This window comes from Mycobacterium angelicum (genome assembly GCF_002086155.1).
Classification (GTDB): domain Bacteria; phylum Actinomycetota; class Actinomycetes; order Mycobacteriales; family Mycobacteriaceae; genus Mycobacterium; species Mycobacterium angelicum.
In genome coordinates this window covers 1-21,099 of record NZ_MVHE01000079.1, presented here as the reverse complement: position 1 = coordinate 21,099, position 21,099 = coordinate 1, and the positions used below count along the sequence as shown (strand labels likewise).

The window sequence follows — 21,099 nt, the reverse complement described above, 5'->3', positions numbered from 1 at the left end:
GGGTTGACGGCGTCGCGGTTTGTGGCGTGTGCGTTTGGTGGGGTTGGGGTGCGGATGTATCGGACGGGGGATTTGGTGTGTTGGGGGGTCGATGGGCAGTTGGTGTATGTGGGGCGCGTTGATGAGCAGGTCAAGATTCGGGGGTATCGGATTGAGTTGGGTGAGGTGCGGGCGGTGTTGGCGGGGTTGGCGGGGGTGGAGCAGGCGGTGGTGGTGGCGCGTGAGGATCGGCCGGGGGATAAGCGGTTGATTGGGTATGTCACTGGTGGGGTGGATCCGGTGGCGTTGCGATCGGTGTTGGCCCAGCGGCTTCCGGGGTATCTGGTGCCCGCGGCGGTGGTGGTGTTGGAGTCATTGCCGTTGACGGTTAACGGCAAACTGGATAAGCGGGCGTTGCCGGCACCGGAGTATGACCGCGGTGCCTATCGTGCCCCGCAAACCCCCATCGAGCAGATCCTGGCCGGCATCTACGCCCAGGTACTGGGACTCGACCGCGTCGGCATCGACGACTCCTTCTTCCAACTCGGGGGGGATTCGCTGCTGGCGATGCGGGTGATCGCGGCGATCAATACCGGTCTGGATGCCCGCATTTCGGTGCGCACCCTGTTCGAGGCGCCGTCGGTTGCCGAGTTGGCCCCACGTATCGATGCGGATGCGGCTCGGCTGGAACCGCTGAAACCTCAGCCGCGGCCCGCGGTGATTCCGTTGTCGTTCGCCCAGAGCCGGTTGTGGTTCATCGACCAATTCCAGGGCCCCTCACCGGTTTACAACATGGTCGTGGCGGTGCGGCTGTCCGGGCAGCTCGACGCCGACGCACTGGGTGCGGCGCTGAGCGATGTGGTGGGCCGTCATGAAGCCCTGCGCACGGTGTTCCCCGCGGTCGAAGGTATTCCGCAGCAGGTGGTGGTGCCCGCCGAGCGCGCCGGGTCGGGCTGGCAGGTAATCGACGCCGCCGGCTGGCCGGAAAGCCAACTGGCTGAAGCCATTAGCGCGGTGGTGCGCCGGCCATTCGACCTGGCAACCGAGACTCCCTTGCGGGCAACGCTTTTCCGGATCGCCGCCGACCAGCATGTGCTGGTGGCCGCTCTGCACCACATCGCCGCCGACGGCTGGTCGGTGACCCCGCTGTCGCGTGACCTGGGGGTGGCCTACGCCAGCCGGCGTGCCGGTGCAGCTCCCGGCTGGGCCGAATTGCCGGTGCAGTACGTCGATTACGCGCTGTGGCAGCGCGCGCAGTTCGGTGATCTGACCGACGGCCACGGTCCCATCGCCGCTCAACTGGCCTACTGGGAGGATGCGCTGGCCGGCATGCCCGAGCGCCTCGTGCTTCCCACCGATCGGCCCTATCCGCCGGTTGCCGACTACCGCGGCGCGACCGTCGCGGTCGACTGGCCGGCGCAGCTGCAACAACATGTCGCTCGGCTGGCCGGTGAGCACAACGCGACCAGTTTCATGGTGATCCAAGCCGCGCTGGCGGCGCTGCTGGCCAAGATCAGCGCCAGTTCCGATGTGGCGGTGGGATTTCCGATCGCCGGGCGCCGCGATCCCGCACTTGATGAGCTGGTGGGATTTTTCGTCAACACCTTGGTGCTGCGCGTTGACCTGGCCGGCGATCCCAGCTTCGCCGAGCTGTTGGCCCAGGTGCGACGGCGCAGCCTGGCTGCCTACGAACACCAGGACGTGCCGTTCGAAATGCTGGTGGAGCGAGTCAACCCCATCCGGTCGCTGACACATCATCCGCTGGTTCAGGTCATGCTGGCGTGGCAGAACATACCCGGGCAGCTCGCGGATCCCGCCGCGGGTATGTCCTTCGGAGACCTGCAGGTCACGCCGATGCCGGTGGAAACACAGGTCGCGCGGATGGACGTGACCTTTTCGCTGGCCGAACACTGGGACGCCAGCGGTGCGCCGGCCGGGATCGGCGGCACAGTGGAATTCCGTACCGACGTGTTCGACGCGACCAGCATCGAAACGCTGATCGGGCGGCTAGAGCGGGTGCTGGTGGCGATGACCGCCGATTCGGCCGCGCGACTGTCCTCGGTGGATCTGGTCGATCAGGATGAGCACGCCGGCCTGGACGAGCTGAGCAATCGGGCGGCGTTGACCGAACCGGTGGGTCCGCCGGTGTCGATACCGGTGTTGTTCAGCGCGCAGGTGGACAGCACTCCGGAATCGGTGGCGCTGGTGTGTGGTGAACGTACCTGGACCTATCGTCAGCTGGACCAGGCCGCTAATCAACTGTCGCACTTGCTCATTGACCATGGTGCGGGTCCCGGCGCGGTTGTCGCATTGCTGTTTGCGCGTTCGGCCGAGGCGATCGTGGCGGTTCTGGCAGTACTCAAGGCCGGAGCGGCCTATCTGCCGATCGACGCGGCGTTGCCGACCGCGCGGATTGGTTTCATGGTGTCCGACACCGCGCCGGTGGCCGTACTCACCACTGACGAGCTGGCGCAGCGGCTCGATGGCCTTGGCGTGCCGGTGATCGATATCGGCAACGCCGCTGCCGACACCCAGCCCGACACGGCACCACCGGCGCCGGACGCGGACAATATCGCCTACCTGATCTACACCTCGGGAACCACCGGTGTCCCCAAAGGCGTTGCGCTGACCCACGCCGGCGTCGCCGACATGGTGGCCACGCGCGTTGAGCGTCTTGCGATTACGGCTCAGAGTCGTGTTCTGCAATTCGCTCCGCTGGCCTTTGATGCGTCGGTGGGAAATCTGTGGTCTGCCTTGTTGACTGGCGCAACAGCGGTGATTCCCGGCGACGCCCAGGCCATACCGGGCGCCGAACTGACGGATTTCATGACACGGCAAGCGGTTTCGCACGCACTGTTCACCCCATCGGCCTTGGATGTGCTGCCCGCGGGGGAACTGCACGGCGTGACGTTGAGTGTGGGTGGGGAGGTCTGTACCACAGAGCTGGTCAAGCGCTACGGCACAGTCACGGCATTGATGAACGAGTACGGCCCCACCGAAACCACCGTGGACGTCGCGATCACGACAGCCCTGCAAGTCGGTTCGGCGCTGCCGCCGATCGGACCGCCGGTGTCGGGTGCGGCGCTGTTCGTGCTCGACGGCTGGCTGCGGCCGGTACCGACCGGCGTAGTGGGCGAGCTGTACGTGGCGGGCCGGTGCGTGGCAGTCGGATATTGGCGCCGGCCGGGGTTGAGCGCATCGCGGTTTGTGGCGTGCGCATTCGGTGGGCCGGGGCAGCGCATGTACCGCACCGGGGACTTGGTGCGTTGGCGCCCGGACGGGCAGTTGGAGTACCTGGGCCGTGCCGATGAACAGGTCAAGATCAGCGGATACCGCATCGAGCTCGGCGAAGTGCGCGCGTCGCTGGCCGGTCTCGACGGGGTGGATCAGGCGGTCGCGATTGTCCGCGAGGACCGCCCCGGCAATCAGCGGCTGGTTGGCTATATCACCGAAACGCACAGTGGCACAGTAGATCCCGCCCAAGTGCGCGCCGCGCTGGCCGAGCGGCTGCCGTCGTACATGGTACCGGTCGCCGTGGTGGTGCTCGAGGCGCTGCCGTTGACCGTCAACGGCAAACTCGACCGACGGGCGCTGCCGGCACCGGAGTACACCGCGGTCGAATACCGCGCGCCGGAAAGTCTGACCGAGGAGATCCTGGCCGGCATCTACGCCCAGGTGCTCGGGATCGAGCGCGTCGGCGTCGACGACTCGTTCTTCGCCCTAGGCGGGGACTCGCTTTCGGCGATGCGGGTGATCGCGGCGATCAACACCGCGCTCGACATTCGCCTCGAGGTACGGGTCCTCTTCGACGCGCCATCGGTAAGGAGCTTGAGTCAGCAGCTGGCCAGGCGTGCGACCGAACCCAGCTTCGAAGCGGTGCACCGGCCGCAGAGCGCTGTCGTGCACGCCGCCGACCTCACGCTGGACAAGTTCATCGACGCACCCACACTGGACGCCGCTCCGCAGCTGCCCGGCCCGGAAACCCGGGTGCGGACGGTTCTGCTGACCGGCGCGACCGGATTCCTCGGGCGCTACCTGGTCATCGAACTGCTGCAACAGATGGAGCTGGTCGACGGCACGCTGATCTGCCTGGTGCGGGCCAGATCCGACGAGGACGCGCGGCGCCGGCTGGAGCAAGCCTTCGAGCGCAGCGGCGACCGCGCCCTGCTGCGGCACTTCCAGGAGCTGGCCGCCGACCATCTGCAGGTCGTCGCCGGCGACAAGGGCCACGCCAACCTGGGCGTGGACGAGCCGACCTGGCAGCGGCTGGCCGAAACCGTCGATCTGATCGTCGATTCCGCAGCCGTCATCAACGCCGTCCTGCCCTATAGCGAGCTCTTCGGCCCCAATGTCGTCGGCACGGCCGCGCTGATCCGCATCGCACTGGCCATGAAGCTGAAGACCTACGCATACGTGTCGACTGCCAATGTGGGCGACCAGATCGAGCCGTCGGCGTTCACCGAGGACGCCGACATCCGGATCAGCAGCCCGACCCGCACCAACGACGGCGGCCTGTCCAACGGCTACGGCAACAGCAAGTGGGCCGGCGAGGTGCTACTGCGTGAGGCTCACCAGCTGTGCGGGATGCCGGTCGCGGTGTTCCGGTGCGGAATGATCCTGGCCGACAGTACTTACGCGGGACTGCTCAACGTGTCGGACAACGTGTCTCGCGCGGTGCTGAGCCTGGTTGCCGCCGGCGTCGCGCCTAAGTCGTTCTACCGGCTGGATGCCGACGGCAATCGGCAGCGCACGCACTTCGACGGGCTTCCAGCCAAATTCGTCGCCGAGGCGATCACCGCACTGAGTGTTCCGGTGGCGCAAGGGTTTCAGACCTATCACGTGATGAACCAGCATGACGACGGCATCGGGCTCGATGAGTACGTCGACTGGTTGATCGAGGCGGGCTACCCGATAGAGCGCACCGACGACTTCGGCGAGTGGCTGCAGCGGTTCCAGACCGCCCTGCGTGCCCTCCCGGATCGGCAGCGCCAGCATTCGGTGCTGCAGATGCTGTTGCTACTCGACTCCACCGAATTGGGGCCCCTGGAGCCGGCCCCTGGATCCCGGGTCTCCACCGAGCGATTCCGCGCCGCGGTGCAAGAGGCCAAGATCGGCCCGGACAACGATATTCCGCACGTCTCGCCCCAGACGATCGTCCGATACGTCACCGATTTGCAACTGCTCGGACTGCTTTAGCAAGAATTGGCTCGTAAGCCGCATCAATATAGAGCCATAAAGGCTAAGAAACAAAGCGCCATAATGGCAAAACAATATTTGTGCAACCATTTCGCAATATCGTATTCGGCCATATACTTCCTCGGCATTGGGTAGGGGCACCGGAAAGGGGTCCGGGACAAAATGCGCACAGAACAACTTCTTCGCGAGGAACTCGCAGGGGTACTGAGAGATGCGGGATTAGGGCAGATCAATGACCCCGATATCCTCGATTTCGATTTTGCCGAGCGGCTCGGACTGGGGAGTATCGAGCTGGCCGATCTATTAATTCGGGTCGGTAAGGCTTATGCCATTGAGCTGCCGTCGGATGGGATGGGCAGGTTTCGCCGGCCGCGTGACCTGCTCGAGGCGATCGAAGAAGCGCCCGGCATCGAGACGGCGGGTATCGGTCAATCGGTGCTTGGGCCGCCACCGACACCACCGGTCAAAAACGCATCGGTGACGAGTTTTTCCGCGATGGCCCGCGAGGCCTCGACACTGCTGGACCTGCTGCGAGCCCGCGCCGATAAGCACGGGCAGCATCCGCACCTGAAGTTCCTCGCGCCGGACGGGCAAGTGAGCACGCTGACCTACGGCGAGCTTTGGGATCGGGGCAGGCGCGCGGCCGCCGGACTGGCGAGCCTGGGCCTGGCGTCCGGAGAGCGAGTCGCGATTCTGGCCCTTACCGGGCCGGAATTCTTCGTCGCCTTCGTTGCGGTGCTCTGCGCGGGCGGAGTTCCAGTACCGATCTATCCGCCGGTGCGGCTCGACGATTTGGACAAATACGTCGAGCGGCAAAGCCGGATTCTGCGTAGCGCCGGCGCGGCGTTCGTCGTCGCCGATGCGCAGTTCCAGGCGGCGGCGGCGCTGCTGTGCGCGGCCACTCCATCCCTTCGGGAAGTCGCGACAGTGATCGCGCTGAGCGCCGGTGACGGGGCTTTGTTCTGTGTGGAGTCACCCCCCGAACTCGCGCTTATCCAATACACGTCCGGTAGTACCGGCGACCCCAAAGGGGTCGCACTGACGCACGCGAATCTATTGGCGAACACCACGGCAATCAGCGGCGCTGTAATCGACGTCGGCCTGCAGCCGTCGGATGCCGCGTTGTGCTGGATGCCGCTGTATCACGACTTCGGGCTTATCGCGATGTGGATGGGACTGGGGTTGTTCGCCGGAGCCACGGTGGTGCTGATTTCTCCGGTCGATTTCCTCGTCAAGCCCGCGCTGTGGTTGTGGGCCATCGATAGGTTTCGGGTAACGACCATCGCGACCACTCCCTTCGGGCTTGACCATGTCACACGACGCGTCTCCGACGATCACATCGCCGGACTCGACCTTTCGAGTCTCAAGTTGACATTCGTTGGGGCAGAACCGGTCCGGGCCAAGTCGGTCGAAGAGTTCGCTCGCCGGTTCGAGCCGTACGGCTTTCGGCGCGGCACCATCGCGCCGTGCTACGGACTCGCGGAATCGTGCGTCGGCGTGACGTTCGCCCACGACGCGCTGCACGGTCCCCGGGTCGACCTCATCGACGCCGATCTGCTGGCCACCGAACGCCGTGCGGTGCCCGCCGGTCCGGGGGCACGGACCCGCAGCGTGGTGTCCGTTGGCACACCGATGGGTGATCAGCAGATCCGGGTTGTCGAGTTGACCGGCTCGCCGGACGAGCCGGTAGCGCAGCGGCATGAAGGCCGCGTGCTGGTCCGGGGGAAGTCGGTGATGTCCGGCTACTTCGGCAGACCGGAAGCCACCGCGTCGGTCCGGGTAGGCGACTGGCTTGACACCGGAGACCTGGGCTACCTGGCCGACGGCGAATTGTTCATCACCGGCCGTATCAAGGATCTGATCATCAAGGCGGGGCGCAACTTTCACCCGCAGGACATCGAGCAGATCGTGGGAGAACTGCCCGGGGTGCGCAAGGGATGCGTGATCGCGTTCGGTGAAGAGATGCCCGACAGCGAACCAGGGAACCAAGGGAGCCAAGGGAACCAAGGGGCTGAAAGAATTGTCGTGGTCGCAGAGACTACCGGCGACCCGGCTGGACACGACCAGCTCAAAGCCTTGATTCGGGCGGCGGTGGTGGAGGCAACGGGCACATCGGCCGACGACGTCGTACTGATTCCGCGTGGCAGCATGCTCAAGACATCCAGCGGCAAACTACGGCGCCAGGAAACCCGGCAGGCCTACCGGACTGGAACCCTGGGCAGCTCGGCGCCGGCACAGCGGCCCACGGTCGCGGCGAAGACTCGTTATCGCCTGCGGCGATCCGTCGGCCGGTGGCGCGAAACCCTCGTCGGGACGTACATCGCGGTGATGACCGTGTCGGCGATCCTGTTCGGCGCCGCAGTGGCCAAACGGCTGTCAAACCGCACCGCCGTGTGGCGGTTCACCCACCGGATGGTCCATCTGTTGTTCGCCGCGATCGGAATGTCGTTCCGGCGCAAAGGTGTTCAGTTACCCGAGGGACAAGCGATCTATGTCAGCAATCATCCTACCGACATGGATCCGCTTCTGCTGCTGGCTGCGCTCGGCCGGCCGGTTGTCCTGACGGCTAAGAAGCGGCTGTTCACCGGTGTGCTCGGCGTGCTCGCCGAGCGGCTCGGCACCGTGCCCGTCGATGAGGATCTCGAGTCGTCGCTGGTGTCCTACGAACAGATGAAATCGCTGCTGGCAGCAGGGGAATCGATTCATATATTCGCCGAAGGCGAACGTCGTGGTACGCCGGGCATCTATCCGTTCCGGTTCGGGGCGTTCAAGCTGGCCGCCAGCGCTGAGGTCCCGATCGTCCCGTTGGTGCTGCGCGGTTCGCGAAAGGTGATGCAGGGACGGCCGTACCGGCCCGCCGCGCTGGAAGTCGACGTTTTACCGCCGGTCTGGATCGACTGCGACCCCGGCGATTTGGCGGGGCTGGCCAAGGCGCGTGCGGAGGTCCGCAAGATGATCGCCGAGGCGAGCGGCGAGCCGCTGGTCGATACCCGCGGCTTCACCAAGCCGGTGGACAAGGCCTCGGTCGCGACCCGATTCAGCACCTGGGGGAGCCGATCCAAGGTCACACCGGCACGCTAGCCACGGCTTTCGCTTCCATAGCCGACGGGCCCGTCGGCGCGGCCGACTGGGAGATCTGAGCGGCGAGGTACTCGGCCAGCGAACCGATCGTCGGATAGTCGAAAACCGCGGTGGCGGTGATGGTGAAGGCGCCCCCGAATTGGCCGAGCAACCGGTTGCGCAGTTCGACGGCCATCAGTGAATCCATCCCGAGCTCCAGGAATCGGCTGGCTGCTGCGGGTCGCTGCGCGAGCCCGAGGAACTGCTGTAGTTCATTCTGCAGATGCTCGGTGAGGAAACTGGCCAGCTGCGCCTCGGGAACCTCCTGCAGTTGCTTGAGCAACGCACTGTCGACAGGTGTCGCCGAGACGTCGCTGGGCAACACGTATTCCAGGATCGGTGGACGGGTTGCGCCCAGCAGCTTGGCGGCGCGCTGCCAGTTCGCCTTGACCGCGACCACCTGCCCGATTCCGTGTGCGACGACTTCGGCAAGCGCGTTCAATGCGGCAGCGGGCGCCAGTGGAATCAGGCCGCGCGCACCCAGATTGGAGCGAGCGGCGTCCGAGCTGGCCATGCCGCCCTGGGCCCACGGACCCCAGTTGATGCTTGTCGCAGGCAAGCCCTGCGCCGCGCGGTAGCCGACCAGCCCGTCGAGCACGGCGTTGGCGGCGGCGTAGTTGGCCTGCCCCGGTGCTCCGAGCACGCTGGTGCCCGACGAGTACAGGATGAAGAATTCAAGATCGTCGTCCTTGGTCAACCGGTGTAAATGCCAGGCGGCCAACGCTTTCGGCTGCATGGTCGTGCGGAACCGGTCCACCGTCTGCTGCGGTAGCAGCGCGTCGTCGATCACCCCTGCCAAATGCGCCACGCCCGCGAGTGGGGGCAGCTCTGCCCGGATCCTGTCCAGCAGGTCCCGCACCTGTACCTCGTCACCGACGTCGGCCACCCAGGTGTGGATCCGGCAGCGGTAGCGCTCGCTGATGCCGGCGATCGTCTGCCGGGCGTCCGCGGTGGGCTCGCGCCGGCTGGTCAGCACGATGTCGCCGCAACCGAGCTGGGCCAGGTAGGCCGCGGTGTGCAGGCCTAGTGCGCCCAGGCCGCCGGTGATCAGGTAGCTCCTATCGGCTTGTCCCTGAAGCGGTTTGGGCATCTGCAGCACGATCTTGCCGATATGGCGTGCCTGTTGCATGCGCCGAAACGCGGTCTTGGCCTCGGCCATCGGATAGATCTCGACAGGCAGCGGCGCAATCTCCGCGCTGGCCAGGCCGTCGGACAGTTCGCCCATCAGGCCCCGGATACGTTCTGGGTCCTGCACCATGAGCATGTCCAGCGCGAGGATTCCGTACGCGATATCGGGACGGACTTGCGCCATCTGTTCGCGAGTCCAGATGTCCCGCTTCGCGATTTCGATGAACCGGCCATTGGGCGCGGTCGCGCGTACCGTGGCCTCGATGAAACCCTCACTCGTCAGGCTGTTGATGACGACATCCACACCTTCGCCATCGGTGTCGGTGAGAATGTCATCGGCGAAATCGGTGCTGCGCGAATCGTATACATGTGCCACGTCCAGCCGGCACAGCATCGGGCGCTTGTAGGTGCTGGCGGTGGCGAACACGGTCGCGCCGCGCTGCTGGGCCAGTTGCACCGCGACCAGGCCGACGCCGCCGCTGGCAGCATGTACCAGCACCCGGTCGCCGGGCTTCAGCTTCGCCTCGTCGAACGCGAGCAGGGTGGTGAGCGCCGCGGTGGGCATGCTCGCCGCGGCGGTATCGCTGATCTCGTCGGGCACTGGCGCCATCAATTGCACCGGTACGTTGACGCGGCTGGCCATCGACCCCATCATCACGCCGAAAACCCGTTGCCCGACTTCGAATTCGGTGACGCCCGGGCCCAATTCGGTCACGACGCCGCAGAAGTCGCCGCCGACGGGGCCCGGGTCGCCTGGGTACAGACCGAGCACGTTGAGCACGTCCCGGAAGTTGACGCCGGCGGCCGTTACCCGGATCTGTGCATGGCCCTCGGCAGGTGCGGCGACCTCGGTCTCGGCCAGGCGCAGGTTGTTGATCGCGCCGCGCTCGGTGGGCGTCAGGGCGTAGTCGGTCACCCGCGGGACTGCCAGGTGACCGCCGCGTGACCACGGCAGCAGCCGCGACACCAGCAACTTGCCTTGGCGCAGTGCGAGTTCGGGTTCCGGGATAGGCGTACCGACCAGCCCGGCCAGCGAGCGCACGACATCCTCGGATCCGTCATGGTCCAGCAGCCGGCAGCGCAGGATGGGTTGCTCGCCGATGATGCTGCGGCCGAGGCCCCACAACGCCGCCTGTACCGGGTCGACCGGCTCGCCGGGTTCGGTCGCCACGGCACGTTCGGTGATGATCCACAGCCCACCGGCGAGTCTCACGGATTCATCGGCGAGCAACTGGTGTACGGCGCCGAGTAAATCGGTGATCGTGGCATCCAGCCGCGCGGCGAATTCGGCACTGGATTCTTCTTCGTCGGGTCGGGTCGGGCTGCGCCAGACGATGCCGCCGACCGGGGCGCCGCGCTCGCGCGCCTGCGCGAACAGCTGCTTCCACTGCTCGGGTTCGGTGGCCGCATTGATGGCGACGGAATTCGGCAGTTCGGCCGCCAGTTCGTCGAACCCGGCGATCAGCCAGGTGCCCGTCGTGTTGTCGACCGCCTGTCCCGATGCCGGCGGCGGCGCCTCGCGCCAGCCAAGGGTGTACAGCAGGCGGGTGTCATCGCCGCGGAGTCCGCGCAACAACGCCTCGCGCGGCGCGCGCTTCACCACGAACTGGCGAATTCCGCCCAGGTCGCGACCGTCCCGGTCGACGAAGTCGAGATCGAAGACCTGGGTTTCACTCTCGACGCCACCGGTCTGGAACCTGGCCCGGCAATAGAACCGTCGCGGCATCCGCTCCCGCAGCACCACCCGCCCGTACCGCAACGGCAAGTAGAGGTCTGCCGCGGCGTCCCCTTGTTCGGTGACCGCGAGTAGGGCCGCGCCGGCGACACCGGTGCACAGGTCCAGCAGCACCGGATGGGCCGGCTCACTGCCGAGGTGTTCGACGAGTTCGGCGCCGACGACAAGATCCCCGACGGCCTCACCCGCGCCGATCCACAGCGACTTCAGCGAAGTGAACCACGTTGGCCCCCAGGCCAATTCGTTGTCGGCGAAGGCCTCGAACAGCTGTTGTGGACGCGCGCGGTCCAACCGCTCGCATACGGCATCGATTGATTCCGCTGCATCGAATGCCGGCTCATCGTCGACGCCGGCGACGACGATGCCTTCGGCGTTCAAGGACCAGTCGGCGTCGCGGTCACCATACGGGCGGCTGTGGATCTGGAAGGTGCCGCCGCGGCTGTCGTCGGGGGGGCGCAACGTCAGCTGTACTTCCCGGGAAGCTTTGTCGCCCAGGATGATCGGCTCGTAGAAGAACACATCATGCACCCGCGCCGGCGTCCCCACCGCGGCAAGGGCCATCGCCGCATAGGTCGCGCCGGGAACCACGACCGTGCCATAGATGATGTGGTCTGCCAGCCACGGCTGCGATTTGACCGACAGCCGGCTGGTGTACACGATGTCGCCGGAGGCGAGATCCTTGGCGCTACCGAGGATTCCGGAGCTGACGCTGCCACCGTCCGAGCGGATGCCGGCCGTCTTGGGCCAGCATTGGCGGCGCTGGAACGGGTAAGTCGGCAGTTCGAGTCTGCGGTGTGGCCGCTGGTGCAGCGCCGCGAAGTCGGGCCGATGCCCGGCGACGTACACCCCGGCCAGCGCCTCTGCGATCTGGCGCCGGTCATCGGCGCCCTTACGCAGGGAGGCGACGGCACGCGGTGCGGCCGAGTAATCCGGCCACACCTGTAGGGCGGCGGCGGTCAGAATCGGCTGCGGACCGATCTCCATCAACACCGAGCAGCCCAGCTGCGCGACGGTGCGGATGCTTTCGGCGAACTGCACCGGCTGGCGGGAATGCCGTCGCCAATACTGCGCATTGAGCGGAGTTTCCGCCGTCAGAACCGCGCCGGTGCGGTTGCACACCAGTGCGCGGGCCGGGACGCTGAACTCGAATCGTGCCGCGTACGACTCGAATTCCTCGAGTGCGGGCTCGAGCAGCTCGGAGTGGAAAGCATGACTCGTGTCCAGCCAGGAACAGCGGACTCCGTCGTTGGTTCCGTCACCGCCACACCGGGCGACTATCTGTTCCAGGTCTTCGCCCGGACCCGACAGCACGGTGTTCGCGCCGTTGTAGGCCGCGACCGAAACCTGCGGAAACTCCTCGGCGAACGCCTCGACACGTTCGACGTCGGTGAACAGCGCCACCATCCGGCCGCCCTCGGGCAGCATGCCGAACAGACGGCCGCGTTCGGCCACTAGCCGCGCCCCGTCTTCGAGGTCGAACACGCCGGCCACACACGCCGCGGCGTACTGGCCCACGCTGTGCCCGAGAACCACGTCGGGTTCGATGCCCCGCGACTGCCACAGCCGGGCCAGACCCATCTCGATCGCGAAGAGCGCCGGCTGGGCGAAAGAAGTATGGCGCAGCGTCTCTGCGCCGACGTCGCTGTCGGTATCGAAGATGACCTCCAGCAACGGGCGCGCCAGGATGCCGTCGAGGGCTTGCGCGCATCGGGTGACCGTTTCGGCGAACACCGGCTCGGCGGCGAACAACTCGCGCGCCATTCCGGGGTACTGGCTGCCCTGGCCGGTGAACAACCACGCGGTCTTCGGCGGGTCGCCACATACGTCACGCACCACACCCGAGACCGCCCGGTTCTGGGTCAACGCGGCCAGCAGATCTCGGGCGCCGTGCGGTGAATCGACGACGAGCGCGGCCCGATGCTCGAAATGCGACCGCGCGGTTCCGGCGGTGAAGCACACGTCGGCGATATCGGCCTGCGGGTGCGCATCCAGCCAATCGGCGTAGCGCTGTGCCAAGGCAATCAGAGCCTGCGGAGACCGCGCCGACAACGGCAGCACCGCAACCGCACCGTCGCCGGATCCGCCCGAATCATCCCGTGGCTCAGCAGTTTCCGAGGGCGGCTCTTCGATCACAACGTGTGCGTTCGTCCCGGAGAACCCGAAGGAACTCACCCCGGCGCGGCGCGGCCTGCCGTTGGTCTGCCAGGGAATCGCTTCGTCGACCACGCGGACAGGCAACGAGTCCCACGGGATATGCGGCGACGGCTTGTCGAAGTGCAGGTTTTTCGGCACGACCTCGTGCTGCAGGGACAACACGACTTTGATCAGACCGGCGACCCCGGCCGCCGACTCGAGATGCCCGACATTGGTCTTCACCGATCCGATGAGCAGCGGCCGGTTCGCCTCCCGGCCGGCCCCGTATGCGGCGGCGGCGGCCTGCACTTCGATCGGATCGCCGAGCGAGGTGCCGGTGCCGTGGGCCTCCAGATAATCGACATCGCGCCCGTCGACGCCTGCGCGGGCCAGCGCCAGGGCGATAAGTCGTTGCTGTGCACCGCCGTTGGGCACCGTCAGGCCGCTGGAGGCGCCATCCTGGTTGACCGAGCTGCCCCGGATGACCGCGCGAATCCGATCGCCGTCGCGCACCGCGTCGCTGAGCCGCTTGAGCACCAGGACCCCGCAACCCTCGCTGCGCACGTAGCCGTCGGCCGCGGCGTCGAAGGTCTTGCAGCGGCCGTCGGGGGAGAGCATCTTGGCGCGCGAGGTGGCGATCAGGGATGCCGGGCTCAACAAGACGTTCACGCCACCGGCCAGCGCCATGTCGCAGTCACCGGCCTGCAATCCCTGGCAGGCCTCATGGACGGCCACCAGCGACGAACTGCACGCGGTGTCCACCGCAACCGCGGGTCCTTCCAGTCCGAGTGCGAAGGCAACCCGGCCCGCGATGACGCTGGTCGCGTTGCCGGTGCCGAACTGGGCCTCGATGCTTTCGAACGAGCTGCTGGACAGCACATGTGAATACTCGTTGGCGCCCACACCCACGTAGACACCGCTGCGGCTGCCGCGCAACGTCGCCGGCGAATAACCGGCGCGCTCCAACCCCTCCCACGCAACTTCCAGCATGAGGCGCTGCTGGGGATCCATCCACACCGCCTCGCGCGGTGAGATACCGAAGAACTCAGGATCGAATTCGCCGATCCGATCGAGGAATCCGCCGCACCGGGTGTAGATCTTGCCCGGCGCGTCGGGATCCGGGTCGTAATACTCGTCGATGTCGAAGCGGTCGTCGGGGATCTCGCGGATCGCGTCGACGCCGCCGGCCAGCACCTCCCAGAATTTCTCCGGATCGGGTGCGCCCGGGAAGCGGCAGGCCACCGCGACGATAGCGATCGGTTCATCGGTGCGGCCGGCAGTCACCGCAGCCGGCGTGGCCGGTTCGGCCACTGTATTCGCTTGCGTACCAAGGGCGAGAACGTCATTGAGCAAGAACTCGGCGGCCTGACTCAGGCGTGGATGGTCCATCGCAAGCGTCACCGGCAGCTGCCGGCCGAACCCGTGCTCAAACTTGCGATGCAGCTGCACCGCCATCAGCGAGTCGATGCCGAGATCGAAGAATCCGACGTCATCGCGGATCTCGCTGCTGTCGATCTTGGTCACCTCGGCCACGGCGTTGCGCATGTAGTCCAGCACCAGCGCCCTGCGTTGCTGGACGGGGGCCACCTTGAGCTGGTCGATCAATGGTGTGCTGACCGGCGATACCGGGCCCGCCGCCGTCTCGGGCACCTCACGCTCCAGGTTCGACATGAACGATCGCTTGCCCGTCATCTCGTAGAGGGGCAGGAAACGCGCCCAATCAATGCGGGCCACAGCGCCATTCGCGGCGTCGGCACCCAGGAATTCGGCCATCCCGGCCAAGGCGTCGGCCGGTGCCAACGTGCGAACCCCGTGGCGTTCCAGCCGCTCGCGGGTCTCCTGATCGGCCATGCCGGCCGACCACAGACCGAAGTTGACACTGGTGCAGGCGACTCCCTGCTGGCGGAGCCGCCAGGCCAGCCCGTCCAGGAAGGCGTTCGCCGCGCTGTAAGCGGTTTGGCCGGGGCTACCCCAGAGCGCGGCGATCGAGGACGTGCACAGGAAGAAGTCCAGCCCCATGTCGGCCGTCGCTTCGCTCAAATTCCAGGCGCCCCAGACCTTTCCGGCGAACACCCGATCAATCTCGGCGTCTTCCAAGGTGGCCAGTGGGGTCAGGCCGATCTCGCCCGCGGCGTGGACGACGCCGGCCAGCGGCGGCAGTTCGGCCTGCAGGGTCGCCAGCAGACGTGCGACGTCGTGCGGATTGGCCACGTCGGCCTCCATGACGCGGACGTCGCAGCCACACTGTTCGCGCAGCGCATTGATGCGCTCCTGGGCGGTGGCGCCCGGAGGCCGGCGGCTGGTCAGGACCAGCTGCTGTGCACCGTGCGCGGCCAGATAGCCGGCAATCTCGAGTCCGAGGGCACCGAGGCCGCCGGTTACCAGATACGTTGCAGCAGAGCGCAATTGCAGCGGCCGCGCAGCCGGCTGCGTGGCGATCCGGCTCAGCCGGGGAACATAGATAGCTTGATCGCGCAGGGCGAATTGGTCCTCGACGCGAGGTGCCGTCAGCACCCGGTCGATCAATCGGGACCATTCGTCGGCACCGGTGCCGTCGGGCAGATCTGCCAGCCCGCCCCACACCGGCGGATGTTCCAGGGAGGCGGCGCGGCCGAAGCCCCACAGGCTGCTCTGCGCCGGTGAGACGGTGTCGGTGCTGGTGACCCGTTGTGCGCCACGGGTTACCAGCCAGATCGGGGTGCGCACCTCGGCGGTAACCGCGGCGCGGATGAGGCGCCGGGTGCCGCGCAGGACGCGGTGCTGCATCCGCAGCAGCGACTGCATTGACGGCGCGGTCTCGGAGTCCAGCGCCGCGACGTGCAGGATACGCAGCGTCGGCTCCTCGGCGGCCAGCGTGCGCAACGCGTCGGCGAACCGCTGCTCGTCCGGGTCGGTCAGCGGCAGACCGAGAATGTGATGACGATGCCCCTGTGTGGTCAGCGTGTCGGTCAACGGCGCAACCGCGTTGGCATCATCGCTGATGAGCAGCCAGGCAGACCCCTCGCCGGAGGCCGGTGCGGCCGGGACTGAGGATTTCTCCCAACAAATCTCGTAGCGGATGTCGCCGATGGACTGCACGCTGCGCTGCCGGTTATGTTGTGCGGCAAGCTGTTTCAGCATGTCGATGGCCTTACCCGGGCCTTCGGAATCCGCCGGATCGCCGAGTAGCGCGGCAAGCTCCTCGACGCGTTCTTCCTCGAGCAGCCGGACGGTTTCGGTGCGCGTTGCGTCGGTGGGGGCGCCGTGCCGGCGGCTCTCCTCGTACCAGTAGACGCGCGACTGGAACGGGTAGGTGGGCAGGTCGACCTTGCGGCCCCGGCCGTGCTGGTAAGCGGCGAAGTCGGGACGGTGGCCGGCGACGTAGGCCGCAGCCAGCGCCTCGCTGATCTGGCGATGGTCATCGGCGTTGCGGCGCAACGACGCGATGGCCTCCGGCCTGGTCGCGGTATCCGGCCAGGCTCGCACCGCCGCGGCGGTGAGCACCGGCTGCGGGCCGACCTCCAGCAACAGCCCACAACCCAGATCGGCAAGCGTTTGCACACTCTTGGCGAATTCGACGGGCTGACGGGCGTGGCGGCGCCAGTAGTTGGCGTCCAGCACATTGCGGCCAACCACGGCGCCGGTGCGATTGCACACCAAAGTCCGCTGCGGCAAACCGAATTCGAATCGGCTTGCGTAGGACTCGAATTCACTCAGAATGGGGTCCAGCAATGCGGAATGGAAGGCGTGGCTGGTGTCCAGCCAGTCGCACCGGACGTCCTGGGCCACCAGCCCGGCTACGGCCCGCCCCAGATCTTCTGCAGGACCGGAAAGCACGGTGTTGGCTCCGTTGTAGGCCGCCACGGACAGGCTGGGGTACGCGTCGATGCAGCTTTCGACGCGTTCCACGGAAGCGAACGCCGCCACCATGCGACCGCCGTCGGGCAAGCTGCCGAAGAGCCGGCCGCGTTCGGCCATCAACAGCGCCCCGGCCTCAACGCCGAAAACACCGGCGACGCACGCCGCCGAATATTGGCCGACGCTGTGGCCCAGCACCACATCCGGCTCGAGGCCCCACGACTGCCAGAGCCGCGCCAAACCCGTCTCCACCGCGAACAGGGCGGGCTGAGCATAGGAGGTGTGGCGCAGGACGTCTTCGTCGTCGGCGCCGAAAATTACGTCCAGCAACGGCTTTTCGAGGATTTCGGCCGTGGCATCCGCACAGCGGGTCAACGTCTCGGCGAATACGGGTTCGGTTTCGAACAACCCCCGCGCCATTCCGACGTACTGGCTGCCCTGGCCCGGGAACAGCCAGGCGGTCTTGGGCGGGTCGGCGCAGTCGCCGCGCAGCAAAGCCGGTGCCGGGCGGTCGTCGGCGAGTGCCCCGAGTATCTCGGTGGCCGATGCCGTCGAGTTCACCACCAACGCCGCGCGGTGTTCGAAGTGGGAACGGCCCGCCCCTGCGGTCAAGCAGACGTCGGACAGGGCGGCGTCGGGGTGCGCGGCCAGCCAGTCGCGGTAGCGCTGAGAAACCTCAACCAAGGCGGCCGGTGTGCGCGCCGAGAGCGGCAAGACGCTGAAGCGTCCGTTCGCCGGTCCTGCATCCGGCGCCGCTGTCTGCCAGTCGGCCGCCGGAGCTTCCTCGACGATGACGTGCGCGTTGGTCCCGGTGAACCCGAACGAACTGATGCCCGCCATACGTGGCCGGCCGCCCCGCTCCCACGGGATGGCTTCCGCCACCACCTGCACCGGAAGCCGGTCCCACGGAATGTGCGGCGACGGGTGTTCGAAATTCAGGTGCTTGGGCAGCTGCTCGTGCTCGAGGGACAGCACGACCTTGATCAGGCCCGCGATGCCGGCACCTGCCTCCAGGTGCCCGATATTCGTCTTGACCGATCCGACCAACAGCGGTCGGTCGTTGTCGCGTTCGGCGGCGAATGCCGCACCGGCGGCCTGGATTTCGATCGGATCGCCGAGGGAGGTGCCGGTCCCGTGTGCTTCGAGATAGTCGATGTCGCCGGCCCGCACGCCGGCGCGCCGCAGCGCCTCGGCGATCACTCGTTGCTGCGCAATGCCATTCGGGACCGTCAAGCCGCCGGATGCACCATCCTGGTTGATGGCGCTGCCGCGCACCACGGCCCTGATTCGGTCGCCGTCGCGGATCGCGTCTTCGAGTCGTTTGATCACTACGACGCCACACCCCTCGCCGCGCACGTAGCCGTCCGCGGCGGCATCGAACGTCTTGCACCGGCCGTCTGGGGAAAGCATGTGTGCCTGAGAGAAATTGATCATCGTCGCCGGGCTGATCAGCAGGTTGACGCCGCCGACGAGCGCAAGCTCGCACTCCTCGTAGCGCAATGCCTGGCAGGCCTGGTGGATCGCCACCAACGAGGAACTGCACGCGGTATCGACCGAAACCGCCGGGCCCACCAAACCCAATCGGTAGCTGATCCGGCCCGCGGCAGCGGCGGGCGAAGTGCCGATCGCCAGGTATGCCTCGATGTCCTCGAAGCTCAACGCGTTCGTCAACAGCGTCAGGTAGTCCTGCGTGGAGATGCCCATGAAGACGCCGGTCTTACTGCCCGCCAACGACGACGGTGCGATGCCGGCATGTTCCACCGCATGCCAGGCCGTCTCCAGCAACAAGCGATGCTGCGGATCCATGAAGACCGCCTCGCGCGGCGACACTCCGAAGAACGTTGCGTCAAACGCATCGATGCCCTCGAGCAGTCCCGCGCGGCGGGTGGCGAATTTTCCGGGCATGTCCGGATCGGGGTCGTAGAACTCGTCGAGATCCCACCTGTTGCCCGGGATCTCAGACACCGCGTCGCGGCCCTGCTGCAAGACATCCCAGAACTGCTCGGCGTCGGCGGCACCCGGGAAGCGGGCAGCGTAGCCGAGTATCGCAAAGCCCGAAGTCTGCTCGGTGGGATTGTTGACGGGTGTCATGAAGTCGTCCTCTCTGCCTCGGCAGGCCACGATGCGGGGGCGGAGTCAGAGGGCGCGCCGGATCGCATCGACCACCTCGTAGCGCGCGATCGACTTCTCGTGGTCGCACTGAACCGCATGTGCATGTGCCGCAACGGGTTTCACCAACCCGGATAGGTCATCACGGGCGGTGCTGGGACCGCACTCGAAGGCTCTTGATCCCCATCCCGGTACTCCTGCCCAGTCCACCGCCAGTCACCCGTCGCTGGACCAGCAGCATGGGGTTCGTGGTGGCACAGTGTTAGCTCGTGCCGGGGAATTTACACGTGCCGGCCCGCTCGCGAAGCACAATCAGCACCGGTCGGCAAGTATTTCCGTGGCCCGGGCTGCCGCGCATCCAGTTGTTGCCCAGGGGTCGAGGCGTCTACTGTGCACCGCCCGCCGGCTCATGGCAAACCCCAGCCGGTCGTCGCGGTGAGCGCGAAATCGTTGAGTGCACTCGAAAGGCATTGCCGCAATTGGGCATTCGAGTTTGTCCGCCCGGGATGATACGCAACGGCGGAGACGAACACCTGTCGGTCGACCCGGCCGGAGAACAACGTCAGCATGCCGCCGGCCCTGCGCATGATGGTTTCGGTCATCCCGCGCGCGATGGTCCTTATCGCGAAGTGATCGGCCCGGCTACCGTCTGGGCGGTAGGCGTCCGGGTCGATCACGCCAAGGTTGGATGAGTCCACTCTGGTGTCGCTGCCGCGCGCGAGACTGACCATTCGCCGGACGAGCCACTGCGGCACCAGCGGGACGAGGGGCAGCATCGTCGCCTCCCGGTCCGGGACGTCTCGGCGACGGGTGACTGCTTCCTTGGTGGCGGCCCGGATCACGGCCAGATCCGTCGTTACCGCGGCCGGGTCGATGGTGAGGTTGACGTTCACGACCGCGTTGGCTCGGGTATCGCCGGAGGTGCGTTCGCTCACCGGCATGGTCAGGGTGACCGAGCCGTCAGAGGTGAGCCGTCCCATCTTCTGGGCGAGCCGGGCAGTCAGGCCCGCAAGCAAGCCGTTGCCGGTACCGCCGAGTTCGGCGGCCCGGGCCTGCCACGCCTCGGCATCGACGAAGACCGTCGTGGTCGGCAGCGTGAAGGGCACGTCAGCTGCCGCGAGTTTCGCATGCGGTTCGGCGGGCCGGGGGGCTGGGGAGGCTTTACGACTGCGCCGGGCGAACCGGGCCGCGGCGACGGCGGCGCGGCCGATCGCCGGGAAGTCGCGGACGGTCTGTCGGGCATCCTCGCGCACCGCGCGCCAGCGCGGGCGTGCTCCGGCAGCGGGCCAGTGCCCCGGATGCTCGCGGCCGCAAGCCGCGTCGGCAAACGCGTGGCACAACCCCACGCCGTCGGTGAGGCCGTGGGAGACGACCAAGCTGATTCCGGCACCACCGTCGGTGAAGGGCAGCACCGCAAGGTGCCATTCGGGTCCGTGTTCGAGGTCAACGGTGACAGCGGCCTGAGCGTCGAGCCAGGCGTCGAACCCCTCGCGGGGCCGAGGTGTGGCGCCGATTTCGAGGACCGGCGGGTGCCGCGGGGTGACCCAGCGGTGGCGGCCGAACGGCAGGGGGGAGCGTTCGACGCGCCGGGACAGCCGCCCCCGGTGCAGGTGATGGTGAAAGCGCCGCAGGCCGTCGATGTCGATCGCGTGGTTGTACACCCACACCGCCTGCATGACCGCGGCCGCACCGGTCGCTCGCTCGCCGACGAAGTAGATCTGATCGGCCAGACCGAGTAGGTTGCTCATCTGCTGAGGTCCTTCGGCGGGGTTACCGGGTGGCGAGGGTGCGCAGAATGCCAGCCGGTCCGGCGTGTCTGTGTGCAGACATGCACGCTCGCGGCCAAAGGGGGTGGGGAGGTT

4 protein-coding genes are annotated in these 21,099 nt (G+C 66.9%); 2 read left to right on the top strand and 2 right to left on the bottom strand.

Annotation, left to right across the window (positions count from 1 at the left end):
• Positions 1 to 5,175: amino acid adenylation domain-containing protein (locus BST12_RS25650; RefSeq protein ID WP_139801931.1), on the top strand; the 5,175-nt coding region annotated here is incomplete at its 5' end.
• Between the two features lie 162 nt (positions 5,176 to 5,337).
• Positions 5,338 to 8,256 (top strand): AMP-binding protein, encoded by a 2,919-nt coding sequence (locus BST12_RS25645; RefSeq protein WP_083116042.1) that lies wholly within the window; start codon positions 5,338 to 5,340, stop codon positions 8,254 to 8,256.
• Here BST12_RS25645 and BST12_RS25640 read toward each other — a convergent pair.
• Together BST12_RS25640 and BST12_RS25635 are read right to left on the bottom strand one after the other, a co-directional pair.
• Positions 8,240 to 19,219 carry a type I polyketide synthase gene (locus BST12_RS25640; protein WP_083116041.1) on the bottom strand — a complete coding sequence of 3,660 codons (10,980 nt, stop codon included), beginning with the start codon at positions 19,217 to 19,219 and terminating at the stop codon, positions 8,240 to 8,242. The genes BST12_RS25645 and BST12_RS25640 overlap by 17 nt on opposite strands.
• Positions 19,220 to 19,644: 425 nt before the next feature.
• On the bottom strand, positions 19,645 to 21,099 hold a 1,455-nt coding region (locus BST12_RS25635), incomplete at its 5' end, for a hypothetical protein (RefSeq protein WP_342746510.1).

What these genes read in the sequence shown, in the direction of transcription:
- BST12_RS25645 (WP_083116042.1), top strand. Translation starts at nt 5,338, where the DNA reads ATGCGCACAGAACAACTTCTTCGCGAGGAACTCGCAGGGGTACTGAGA.
- BST12_RS25640 (WP_083116041.1), bottom strand. Translation starts at nt 19,219, where the DNA reads ATGACACCCGTCAACAATCCCACCGAGCAGACTTCGGGCTTTGCGATA.